Origin of the sequence: Myxococcus sp. AM011 (assembly GCF_013372595.1) — a bacterium.
Classification (GTDB): Bacteria; Myxococcota; Myxococcia; order Myxococcales; family Myxococcaceae; genus Myxococcus; species Myxococcus eversor.
In genome coordinates, this window is the sequence record NZ_JABXEM010000318.1 from 1 (window position 1) to 12,037 (window position 12,037).

Below are 12,037 nucleotides of genomic sequence, written 5' to 3' on the forward strand. Positions count from 1 at the left end.
CACCCAGCCCAGGAGCCGCGCCAGCGCGGCCCGCTCCGCCGAATCCGCGCTGCTGATGGCCTGCGCCAGCCTGCGGCCCAGCATGGACAAGTCACTGCCGGAGCGCAGCGCTCCCTGCACCGCGCGCGCGCCGCCGAAGCGCTGCACCTGCGCCTCGTGGATGTCAGCCAGCGCCACCGCCGCCACGCGCACCAGCGCGTCATTGCCCCGCCGCAAGAGGCCCACCAGCGCGGGCACCGCCGCGTCCTGGCCCGTGCGGCCCAGCGCGCGCGCCGACTCCAGGGCGTAGAAGGGGTCCGCGAGCAGGCCCAGGAGCGCGGGCACCACCGACGGGTCTCCACACCGGCCCAGCACGTCGATGGCGGGGAAGATGCGGAAGAAGTTGCCGCTGCCCAGCGCCCCCAGCAGCGCGTCCACCGCCGCGCCGCCGCCAATGCGACCCAGCGCCTCGATGGCCGCCACCGCGACGTTGTCGTCCGGGTGCACGGTGAGCCGCGCCAGGAGCGGCACCGAGCGCCGGCTGCGCCGCCGCCCCAGCACCTGCGCGGCGTCACAGACGATGGCCGCGGACGGGCTGTCCGTCAGGCCCTCCAGCGACTCCTCCACCGCGCCCGTGGAGGCCACCAGCGCCTCCACCGCGGCCGCCAGCCGAGCCTCGTTGTCGCGCCGGTGGCGCAGCACGTCGCACAACGGCGGCACCGCCGGAGTGCCCAGCCGCGCGAGCGCCGACACGACGGCGCGACGCACCGCCCAGCTCGACGTGTCCAGCCCGCCCACCAGCGCTTCCAGGCTGCCCGCGCCCCTGCGCGCCAACTGCTCCACCTCCTCCACCCGCGCCCTGTCCTCCGAGGACAGGAACAAGGGAGAGGCCGTCACGGAAGTCGAATCCGTCATGTCTGTCGCTCCCGGGAGCGCGAGCCCCCCGCCTCGGGGGCCTGCGGGGCTCCACCACTCCCCAGCACACTCCCCAGCCGCTCGAGGCTCTCCACCTGCTCCGCCTGAAGCCGCGACAGGTGCGTCAGTCGCCCCGCCACCTCGCGCACCTCTCCCGCGGTGGCCGCCGACGCGCGGACCTGCTGCGCGGTGGTGGTGGTGATTTCCCTCGCCCGCACCCGCATCTCCTCCACGCCCTTCACCAGGCCCTCCATCACCTGGGTGGCCTCGCCGCTGGCGCGCGCCACCGCGGCGGTGCCCGTGGCCTGCCGCTGCGCGGAGGCCGCCAGCCCCGTCAGCACCTCCGACTGCTCGTCCAGGGCGCGCGCCGTGCCCTTCGCCACCCGCCGCACCTCGTCCGCGCCCTTCACCAGCGCGACGAGCGCCTGGGCCTGCTCGTCGGTGGCACGCGTCACGGACGACGCCAGCTTCGCCACCTGGCGGCTGGCCGTCTCACCCTGCTTGAGCGCGCGCGCCTGCTCCGACATGCCGCGCGCGGACTGGGCCACCTCCTTGCGCGTCTCCTCCATGGCGCGCGCCACCTCGGCCGCCGCCTTGGCCTGCTCGGCCAGCCCCGACAGGGTGCGCTGGGTGGTGCTCGACAGCTCCTGGGCCGCCTGCCCCATCCCCGTCACCTCCCTGCTCTGCGTCCCCACGACGGCGCTCACGCCCTGCACCAGCTGGCGCATCTGAGCGGCGCCCTTGGACAGGTCCACCGCCGCCGCCGCCTGCTCCTGCACCGCGCGGGACACCTTCTGGGCGACCTCCGCCAGCTGACCGTTGGAGCGCACCACGTCGCGCAGCGCGCGGGCCTGTTCCGCGGTGGCCTGCGTCGTCTGCCGGGCCATGCGCCGCATCTCCGTGCCGCCCTGCGCCAGCGCCTGGGCCGCCTGCGCCTGCTCCGTCGCGGACGTGGCGATGACGCGGCCCTGCTCGCTCATCTTCGCGGTGCCCTGCGCCAGCGACTGCACCACCTGCACCTGCTCACCCGTGGCGCGGTTCACCTCGCGCACGTTCTGCCCCACGTCGTCCACGCCCTTGAGGATGGTGGACAGGGCCCGCTCCGCGTCCGACGCCAGCGCCGCGCCCTCGTCCGCGGCGCGCATGCCCTCCGCGCTCGCGCTCGCCGCCTCGCGCGCCGTCGTCTGCAGGCCCCGGACAATCTTCGCCACGTCCGAGCTGGCCGCCGCCGCGCGGTCCGCCAGGGCGCGAATCTCCTCCGCCACCACCGCGAAGCCGCGCCCGTGCTCCCCCGCGCGCGCCGCCTCGATGCTGGCGTTGAGCGACAGGAGGTTGGTGCGGTCCGCGATGAGGTTGATGGTCTGGACGATGTCGCCAATCTCCTCGGCGCGCTTGCCCATCTCCTTCATGACGCCGGAGGACTCGACGATGGATTGACGGATGCGGCTGAAGCCGGCGATGGAGCGCACCACCGTGGCGCCGCCCTCGCGGGCGATGGTGCCCACCCGGTCCGACGTCGCGCGAGCCTCCTCGCCCATCTGCGCCACCCGCCGCGTGGACACCTCCAGCTGCGAGGACGCGCTGGCGCTGGTGGCCGCCAGGGCGTTGATGGCCTCCGACGCCTTGGCCACGGACTGGGCCGAGCGCGCCAGTTGCTCAATCGTCGCCGCGTTGGCGTCCACCACGGCGGCGTTCTTCTCCGCGGTGGCGGCCACCTGCTCCACGCTGGCGGCCACCTCCTCCACGGTGGAGGCGGTGGAGGCCGCGTGCGTCTCCAGCACGCGCGCGCTCTCCGCCACGCCGCGCACGCTGCGCGCCAGCTCCTCCGCGGTGGACGCCGTCTCCTCCACGCCGGAGGACATGGTGGTGGCATCGCGGGACAAGTCGCTCAGGGACTTGCCCAGCCCCACCACCGCGCCCGTCACCAGCGTCACCCGCTCCCCCATGCCCTGGGAGTCGGTGGACAGCCGGGCGATGCCCTTGGCCATCTCCTCAATCGTCGCGCCCACCTCCTCCGCGGAGGCCGCGCCCGACTGGTTGCGCGTCACCAGGTCCGCCACGGTGGAGTTCATCTCCGTCATGGACGCGAGCAACTCCTCGCTGGAGGCGGCCAGGTCCTCCGCGTTGGCGTTGACCGTCTTCACCGAGCGCGTCACCTGCTCCAGCGTGGCGGCAGTGGTGTCCGCCTCCGCCGCCAGGTGGGCGGCGTCCTTGCGCACGCCCGCCACCGACGCGCTGACCTCCTGCACGGCGCCGGCGGTGGCCTCCGCCTCCTGCTGCAGCGCGCGGGCGGAGTCGCTCACCGTGCGCTGGGAGCGCGCGAGCGACTGCGCCGCCGTGCTCGTCGCCTCGACGTGCGCGGCCACCGACTCGATGGAGGCGCGCACCTGCTCGGAGGCCGCGGCCTGCTCGTTGCCGCTGGCGGCCAGCCGCGAGGCGAGCGCCTCCGCGTCCTGCAGCAGCGTCGCGCCCTCCCGGACTCCGCGCGACAAGCGCTCGGTCAGGCCGCGCGCGTCATCCTGCCCCTGGGGGCCATTACCGTTTTCCGTCGCCATCCGGCGTCTCCTCCCCGATGACCCGGGGGAAATCGATGAGCATCACCAGCCTGGGCCCCACCTGGGCCACGGCCTTCACGAACCCCTTCGAGCCCTCCACCACCAAGGGTGGCGGCGGCTGGAACTTCGAGGGGTCCAGCTTCAAAACCTCGCGCGCGCTGTCCACCAACAGCCCCACCGTCCGCGTCCCCAGTTGCCCCACCACCACCCGCGTGTCGAGCGAGCGCTCCAGCGCGGGCAGCCCGAAGCGCCTGCGCGCGTCGACGACGGGGATGACGCGGCCCCGCACCTGGACCAGGCCCTCGACGTGCGAAGCCGCTCCTGGCACGGGCGTGGCCCCGGTGAAGGACTCCATCTGGAGGACATCCGACGCCGGCAGCACGTACTCGGCGCCATCCACCTTGAACACCACATGCAGCACGCTCATGTCGCGCGCTCCTCTCGTCCCCCGGCCCCCGGGCGGCGCGCCGCTCCCAGCGCATTCAGGTCCAGCACCAGCGTGGGCTGGCCATCCCCCAGGTCCGTGGCACCCGCCACGCCAGGCACCCGCACCAGCGGGTCCTCCAGCGGGCGCAGCACGATTTCCTGCTGACCGAGCAACCGGTCCACGCCGAACGCCACCAGGTCTCCGCGCTGCCGCACCACCAGGCCCCGCGCGGGCGTGACGTCCACCGCCTGCGTGGAGCCCAGCAGTCGCGCCAGCGACACCAGCGACACCGCCTGGCCCCGCCGCTCCACCAGGGCCACGCCGTTCGCGCCCGCGGGCCGCACCACCCGCGCGGCCTCCACCTCGATGAGCTCCTCCACGGAGCCCACCGCCACCGCGTAGCGCAGGCCCGCGCACTCGAAGATGATGGCGTCCAGCAGGGTAATCGTCAGGGGCACGCGCAGGTGGAAGGTGGTGCCCACCCCCAGGCGCGTCTCCAGGCGCAGCTCGCCTCCGAGCTGGTCCACGACGATGCGCCGGACGATGTCCATGCCCATGCCACGCCCGCTGGTGGAGGTGACCTCCTCGCGGGTGGAGAAGCCGGGCCGGCACAGGAGCTCCAGCAGGTCATCCGAGCCCCTGGGCACCGGAGCTCGCGCGCGCCGGGCCACCGCCTCCGCGTCCACGCCCCGCCCGTCGTCGGTGATGGTGAGGTCCACCCAGCCGCTGGCGTTCGCATGGCAGCCCAGGCGCACGGTGCCCTCCAGGGGCTTGCCGGCGGCGCGGCGCTCCTCCGGAGACTCCAGCGCGTGGTCCACCGCGTTGCGCACCAGGTGCACCAGCGCGGGCAACATGCGGTCCGCCACGGCCTTGTCCAGCTCCGCGTCGCCCACGTCCAGCTCCAGCCGCACCGCCTTGCCCGTGGTGCGGCGCAGCCCGCGCACCAACAGCGGCAGCCTGTCCAGCACGTCTCCCACGCGCACCATGCGCAGGCGGAGGATGGCCGCGCGCATGTCGCGCAGCTGCCGCCCGTTCTCCTGGAGGATGGCGCGCAGCTCCCGCGTGGGCGCTCCCGCGGCGGTCAGGTCCGTCACCGCGCGCTGCAGCCGCGAGCGGTTGACGACGAGCGACGCCAGGCGCTCCAGCGCCTCGTCCAGCCGGGACACCTCCACCCGCAGCGTCCCGGTGGACCGGCGGGCCTCCTCGGGCTCCTCCAGTTCCAGCTCCGGCTCGCGCTCCGGCGCGGGCGTCCCGTCAACGGCCGGGGACACGGGTGGGGAGGACAGCGCGCGCACCTGGGCGGGCTCACCGCCCGCGGCCTCCATCAGCACGGAGTCCGAGGCCTCGGTGCTCAGCAGCAGCACGAAGGTGAGCGAGCCACCGCCGGGCGCCGGCCCCGCGAGGGGGACGACCTTGACCAGGTCCCCCAGCGCCGCCAGCCGCTCGCGCACGCTGTTGATGGTGATGCCCCGCGCGGCGCGCTCGGCGCCGGGGATGAAGTCCACGCGCACCGGGCGGCGATGGCCGGCGCCCGTCGTGAGCTGCTCGCGCTCGACGGGCGTCAGCCGGGAGGCGAGCGCGAGGCCCTCATCGAGCGTCACGGCGACGGGCCGAGCGGTGCCGGTGACGACGGAGCTGGAGACCCCCAGGGCCTCCAGTCGCTCCAGCAGCCCGGACGGCACGGGCGATGCGTCCTTGCCCGAGGCGAGCTGGCGCATGCGCTGCTCCACCGCGCGCAGCCCCTCCATCAGCGGCTCCACGCTGGACTCGGGGAGCCGCCCGCCCGCCTGGTCGGCCTGACGCAGCGACGTCTCCATCCAGTGGGAGATGGAGACGATGGGCTCCACATCCACCATGGCGGACAGGCCCTTGATGGTGTGCAGCGCGCGGAACAGCTCCCGCACGGACTTCGGATGGGCGGCGCCACGACGCGCGCTCGCCTCCACGGCCATCAAGTGGCGGTGCGCCGAGTCGAGCAGCTCCTCCACCTCCGCCAGATAGGCGGGGAGGAAGTCCGCGAGGTCCACGGAGGCCGTCAAACCGGCTTCTCTTCCAACAGGCCCCGCGCCTCCGCGAGGATGGCATCGGGCGTGAAGGGCTTGGTCATGAAGCGGTTGGCGCCGACGGACAGGGCCCGGGTGCGCGACGCCTCGTCTCCACGCGTCGTGACGATGATGATGGGCAGCGCGCGCAGCCGGTCCTGGCTCCGCACGAACTCCACCACCTCGATGCCGCCGATGTCCGGCATGTTCAGGTCCAGCACCAGCAGGTCGTACGGGCTCAGCGACAGGCGCTCGATGGCCTCCAGCCCGCTGGACGCATGGGTGAAGTTCAGGCCCGGGTAGGGCCTGAGGCAGGCCACCACCATGTCCCGCATCACCTTGCTGTCATCGACGACGAGCACCTCTGGCATGAATTCCCCTGGCGACGTGCGCCGAACCTAGAGCGATTCCCCGGCCTGCATAGAGAACGTCTCGGCGTCCTCCCCGCCACCTTCCGGTGGAGGACAATCGTACGTTGGGACAGGGACCGGCAGTGGGAGGGCTCGGCCGCCTCCCCGTGCTGCTGGTGCGAGTGTCCCACACCTCCCAGGTCCCCGGTCACAAAACCCAGGGCCCGCCGAGCCGTGGAGAAGGACCCGCCCTGACGCCTGGAGCGCTTCCCGGGCTTTCCCGCGCACGCTTCTCCCTCGGGGAATCCATGGGGGCACCCGCCGAAATGAGCCCTCCGTCGCTTGCGCGCCCGGAGCCGCGAGCGGTATGAGGCCGGGCGCTTTTCTGACTCTGCAAATCAATCTCAACAATTCAGGAGTTCCCCATGAAGTCCCGTGCCTGTGTCCTGGCGCTCGTGGCCCTCTGGCTCGCCGCGTGCGGGTCCGACGTGGAGTCGACGCCCGGTGTCCCCGTCTCGCCGTATCTGCTGGTGACGTCCCACGCTTCGGGTGAGACCACCGGAGAGCCCGTGGTCCGGCTGACCGGCCAGGTGAGCGCGCCGGGCAAGCTGGCCGGGCTGACGGCGCGGCTGAACGACGGCGCGGCCCAGGCGGTGGAAGTCACCGGGAAGACGGCCACGTCGGGCGTCTTCACGGTGGAGCTGACCCTGCCCGAGGGCGACAACGAGGTGCGGCTGGAGGCGGTGGATCAGACTGGCGGGACGAGCGCGCGGGTGATGCACCTGCGCTACGCCGAGGCGCCCAAGGTCCAGGTCCTGTCCCCGGACGAGGGGCTGTCGCTCACCGTGCGCCGGGTGCGCGTGGACGCGGTGGCCACGGACAACGCGGCGGTGACGCAGCTCTCGTACACGCTCAACGGGGGCGAGGAGAAGCAGCTCACGCCGTCCGCCACGGCCGAAGGCACGCTCTCCTTCGAAGTCGCTCCCCGCCCCGGTGCCAACCAGGTGGTGGTGCGCGCGCGGGATGCCCAGGGCAACACGGGCGAGAAGACGGTGACGTTCCACTTCGGCGGGCTGGCCTCGGCGGGCGGCCTGCACAGCGGCACGGTGCGCGGAGGCCGCGTCTACACGTGGGGCCGCAACAACCGGGGGCAACTGGGCCTGGGCGCGGACGTGACGACGGACCAGACGCAGCCCCGCGCGGTGCCAGGCCTGGAGTCCGCCACCTCCATCGCCTTCAACCAGAACTTCGCCACGGCGCTGGCGGCGGATGGCACGGTGTGGACGTGGGGTGAGAACTCGGACGGCCAGCTCGGCATGGGCACGCCGCCGGTGGACGGTGCGCCCCACACGCTCGACGTCACCCCGCGCTACGCGGCGACGCGGGTGCCCGGCCTGACGGGCGCCGTCTCCGTGGCGCCCGGCTTCCGCCACACGCTGGTGCTGATGGAGGACGGCACGGTGCGCGCGTTCGGCAACAACACGAACGGCCAGTTGGGCGACGGCACGGCGGCGGCGAAGGACTACCCCGTCGTCGTGCAGGGCCTGACGGACGTGGTGAAGGTGATGGGCGGCTCCATGCACTCGGTGGCCCTCAAGCGCGACGGCACCGTCTGGGTGTGGGGCCGCAACGACTACGGCAACCTGGGCAACGGCGTCGCCGACACGCAGAACCACCCGCTTCCCAGCCAGGTGCCGAACCTGACGGACGTGGTGGACATCGCCAACGGCCGAGACCACATCCTCGCGGTGCACGCGGACGGCACGGTGTCCTCCTGGGGCCTGGGCGTCAGCGGACAGCTGGGCGACGGCTCGGTGGGCACCAACGTGGAGAGCGCCACGCCCGTGAAGGTGCTCAACGTCACCACCGCGCGCGCCGTCTTCGCCAACGGCAACTACAGCTTCGCGCGGCTCGCGGACGGCTCGCTGATGGGCTGGGGGCAGAACTTCAACGGCCAGCTCGGCCTGGGAATCACCGAGGCCACGCACCCGGTGCCCACGGCGTCCTCGTCGCAGGTCGCCCCCCTGTCCTCCATGGGCATGGGCGCCACCCACGTCATCGCCGTGCGCGCGGACGGCTCCGTCTTCGCCTGGGGTTGGAATCTCAACGGCTCGCTCGGCCCCGATGGCATCATCGACCGCTGGTCCTATACCGACCCCATCCCGGTGCCCCTGCCGTGAAACAACCCGCCGCGCCTGTCCTCCTCCTGATGGCCCTGCTCGGCGTCGCGGCCTGCGACGGCGACCCCAAGGCCCTCACCCCGCCTCCCACGGAGCCCGAGCCCGAAGTGCCCGAGCCCGAGCAGCCCGAGCAACCCCGCTTCGACGTGGTGGAGACAGGAGAGGACAGGCCCGGCGGTGACACCAGCGTCAATGACTCCGGCGCCGCCGCCTTCACGCGGCCGGCGGGGAACCTGTCGCTTTCGCGGCGCGCGGAGTTCTTCGTGGGGGAGTCCGTCTTCGAGGCCAACTGGGTGGCCTCTCCCAACAACACCCACCCCGAGCGCGACGGGCTGGGCCCCGTCTTCCACTCCGTCTCCTGCCTGGCCTGTCACCTGGGCAATGGCCGGGGGCGGCCTCCAGAAGGAGGCGAGGTCGCCGACACGCTGCTGGTGCGCCTGTCGGTGCCCGGCAAGGACACGCACGGTGGGCCCATGCCGGAGCCCACCTATGGCGACCAGCTCCAGCCCCGAGGCGTCGGCGCCGTGCCCGCCGAGGGACAGGTGCGCGTGGCGTGGACCGACGTGCCGGGCACGTTCGTGGACGGAGAGGCGTACACGCTCCAGTCCCCGGAGCTGCTCTTGACGGACCTGGCCTTTGGTCCGCTGTCGCCCGACACGCGCACGTCCGCGCGGGTGGCGCAGCCCATGGTGGGCCTGGGCCTGCTGGCGGCGGTGGACGAAGCGACGTGGCTTTCCTGGGCGGACCCGCACGATTCGAATGACGACGGCATCTCCGGCCGGCCCAACCGCGTGTGGAACCACCTGCTGGGCCGCGAGGTGCAAGGCCGCTTCGGCTGGAAGGCGAACCAGCCGGACATCGAACACCAGAACGCGGCGGCGCTCCTGGGCGACCTCGGCCTCACCACCACGCTGTTCCCGACGGAGAACTGCACGCTGGCGCAGGCCGCATGCGGGGCCGCGCCCCACGGCGGTGTGCCCGAGGTGAGTGAGCGGCAGCGGGTGGCGCTCGACTTCTATTCGCACACCGTGGCGGTGCCCACTCGCGCGGGCGTGGACGCGGCCCCTGTCCTGCGTGGCAAGGCCGTCTTCCACCGCGTGGGCTGCGCGAAGTGCCACCGGCCATCCGTCACCACCGGCACGCTCGCCGGCTACCCGGAGCTGTCCAACCAGCTCATCTGGCCCTACTCGGACCTGCTGCTGCATGACCTGGGCGAGGCGCTGGCCGACGGGCGCGAGGACTTCCTCGCCTCCGGCCGCGAGTGGCGCACCGCGCCCTTGTGGGGCCTGGGCCGCGCGCGGGCGGTGAGCGGACACTCTCGCCTGCTGCACGACGGGCGGGCGCGCACGCTCCTGGAGGCCATCCTCTGGCACGGCGGAGAGGCCGAGTCCGCGAGAGAGGCCGTGCGCGCGCTGGCGAGGGAGGAGCGCGACGCGCTCGTGGCCTTCCTCGACTCGCTCTGAGGAAGTCAGGCGCGCGCGGTGGGGGGGCCTTCCAGCGGCAGGCGGACGCGGAACGTGGAGCCCTCGCCGGGCGTGCTGGACACGGACACCTCGCCGCCGTGCGCCTCCACGATTCGGCGCAGCCGGTACAACCCCAGGCCCAGCCCGCCGTAGTGGCGCACCGGCACCGCGCGCTCGAAGCGGCGGAACAGGCCCTCCACCCGCTCCGGGGCGATGCCGATGCCATGGTCCCTCACCCACAGCGTCGCCGTGTCCTCCTCGCGCTCCAGCGCGACCTCCACGGGCCTGCCGGGGCCGAACTTCATCGCGTTGGACAACAGATGGGACACCACCTGCCCCAGCCGCGCGCCGTCCCAGCGGCCCCGCGTGGGTGACAGCGGCCCGAGCACCAGCTCACAGCCCGCGCGCGCCGCGGCCGACTCCGAGCGCGACACCACGTCACGCACCACCACCGACAGGTCCACGACGTCCAGGTGCAGGTGCGGCGGCCCGCCCTGGAACTGGGACACGTCCAGGAGCGACTCCACCAGGTCCGACATCCGCTGCACCTGCCGGTCCGCGGCCTCCAGCGCGCGCTCCAGCCGGGGAATGGCCTGGGCCACGCCCAGCACCCGCAGCGCCCCCTGCGCGCCCTGCACCCTCAGCCGCAGCGCGGCCAGCGGCGTGCGCAGCTCGTGCGCCGCCACGCTGAGGAAGTCGTCGCGCGCGCGCACCGCCTCGCGCGCCTCGCGGTACAGCCGCAGCTGCTCCGTCACGTCGCCGATGATGCCCGCCATGCGCACCGGCTGGCCCTGGGCGTCGCGTGACGCCTTCCCGCGACTCACGCAGGAGCGGTAGCCCCCCGTCGCGTGCCGCAGCCGGAAGGACACGTCGTACGGCGCGCCCCGCTCCAGGTGCTCGGTGAGCGCGGCCAGCACGCCCGCCCGGTCCTCCGGATGCAACAACTCCACGAAGGCGTCATACGTGCCCGCGAAGGCCTCCGGCGTCAGCCCCAGCATCTCCAGGAGGCGTGGGCTCCAGTAGAGCGAGCCCCGCCGCAGGTCCCAGTCCCAGAAGCCGTCGTAGGAGCCGTTCACCACCCGCCGGAAGCGCTCCTCGCTCTCGCGCGTGCCACGCTCCGCCTGCTCCAACAGGCCCACCCGCCGCTCCAACTGCCGCACCACCCGATACAGGTGGTCCTCGGTGGCCAGCTCTCCTCCTGGCACCAGCGGCGCGGGGCCCCCCGCCTTGAGCGCGCGCAGGAGTGTGCCCACCAGCGCGTCCCCGTCCTGCGTGCTCCGCACGAAGCCGTTGGCCCCCACGTTGTGCGCCATGCGCAGGTCCAGTTCGTCCGGCGCCAGCGTGTGCGTGAGGATGAGCGGCACGCGCGACAGCCGGGGGTCCTGCCGCAGCGCCAGGCACAGCTTGTAGCCATCCAGGCGCGGCATCAGCGCGTCCGCCAGCACCACGTCCGGCCGCCGCCGCCGCGCCACCTCCAGCGCCTGCTGGCCATCCGACGCGGACACCACCTGGAAGCGCAGCGGCACCAGCAGCAACTGCAACAACTTGCGCGACACCGGGTCGTCATCCGCCACCAGCACCAGCGGCCGGCGCGTACCCGGCTCCTGCTCCGGCAGCGCCTGCCTCACCCCCTCCACCAGCCCCGACAGCGTCAACGGCCGCCACAAGAAGCCCGTCAGCGGCAGCGAGCGCCGACGCACCACCTCCTCCTCGGCGGGGAAGGCCAGCACGTACAGCCCCACCGCCGTCGCCTCCACCGCCCGGCGCAACGCGGCCAGGCCCTCCTGTCCCGCGGCCAGCAGCCCGGCGGCGGCAATCACCAGCAACACCGGCTGCGCCTGGAGCAGCGAGGCGGCCGCCCCCACGTCCGCCAACGCGACGACCTGCCAGCCCTGGCTCTCCAGCGCGAGCACCTGGAGCTCCCGGGCGACGCTGGGTTCTTCGATGAGCAGCAGGCTGGGCTTCGTCACGGCGAGGGGGACCCGGAGACACGAGCAACAGGGCCATCCCAGCACCCCGAGGAGCGAAAAGGCGCAAGTGTGTGCACTCGTCGCAGTGAGTCAAGGTACCCGTGTCCAAGTGTTGGCCGGGCAAACACCCGCCTCGCCCCCCGAGCGGCCCACGGC

Annotated in this window: 8 protein-coding genes; 2 read left to right on the forward strand and 6 right to left on the reverse strand. The window is 73.4% G+C overall.

The features are described 5' to 3' along the window. From HUW62_RS41160 to HUW62_RS41180, 5 genes are all read right to left on the reverse strand, one after another. On the reverse strand, positions 1-894 hold an 894-nt coding region (locus HUW62_RS41160), incomplete at its 3' end, for a HEAT repeat domain-containing protein (RefSeq protein WP_176437542.1). Next, entirely contained in the window at positions 891-3,449 is a 2,559-nt protein-coding gene (locus HUW62_RS41165; protein ID WP_176437543.1) for a methyl-accepting chemotaxis protein, read from the reverse strand. The genes HUW62_RS41165 and HUW62_RS41160, both read right to left, overlap by 4 nt. Beyond that, positions 3,430-3,876: a chemotaxis protein CheW gene (locus HUW62_RS41170; RefSeq protein ID WP_163870010.1), complete on the reverse strand. Its 447-nt coding sequence runs from the start codon at positions 3,874-3,876 to the stop codon at positions 3,430-3,432. The genes HUW62_RS41165 and HUW62_RS41170 overlap by 20 nt, the downstream gene beginning before the upstream one ends. Beyond that, complete coding sequence (locus HUW62_RS41175; protein ID WP_176437544.1) at positions 3,873-5,915, reverse strand: chemotaxis protein CheA; 2,043 nt, start codon at positions 5,913-5,915, stop codon at positions 3,873-3,875. The genes HUW62_RS41170 and HUW62_RS41175 overlap by 4 nt, the downstream gene beginning before the upstream one ends. Continuing rightward, entirely contained in the window at positions 5,912-6,289 is a 378-nt protein-coding gene (locus HUW62_RS41180) for a response regulator (RefSeq protein ID WP_163870008.1), read from the reverse strand. The genes HUW62_RS41175 and HUW62_RS41180 overlap by 4 nt, the downstream gene beginning before the upstream one ends. A 404-nt stretch (positions 6,290-6,693) precedes the next feature. On the opposite strand from HUW62_RS41180, the gene HUW62_RS41185 reads away from it, so the two are divergent. After that, positions 6,694-8,448, forward strand: a complete 1,755-nt coding sequence (locus HUW62_RS41185; RefSeq protein ID WP_176437545.1) for a chromosome condensation regulator RCC1 — start codon at positions 6,694-6,696, stop codon at positions 8,446-8,448. Further along, positions 8,445-9,911, forward strand: a complete 1,467-nt coding sequence (locus HUW62_RS41190; protein WP_368670614.1) for a di-heme oxidoredictase family protein — start codon at positions 8,445-8,447, stop codon at positions 9,909-9,911. Before HUW62_RS41185 ends, HUW62_RS41190 begins: the two co-directional genes overlap by 4 nt. A 5-nt stretch (positions 9,912-9,916) precedes the next feature. Here HUW62_RS41190 and HUW62_RS41195 read toward each other — a convergent pair whose 3' ends face one another. Beyond that, entirely contained in the window at positions 9,917-11,881 is a 1,965-nt protein-coding gene (locus HUW62_RS41195; RefSeq protein WP_176437546.1) for an ATP-binding protein, read from the reverse strand. Positions 11,882-12,037 lie beyond the last annotated feature (156 nt).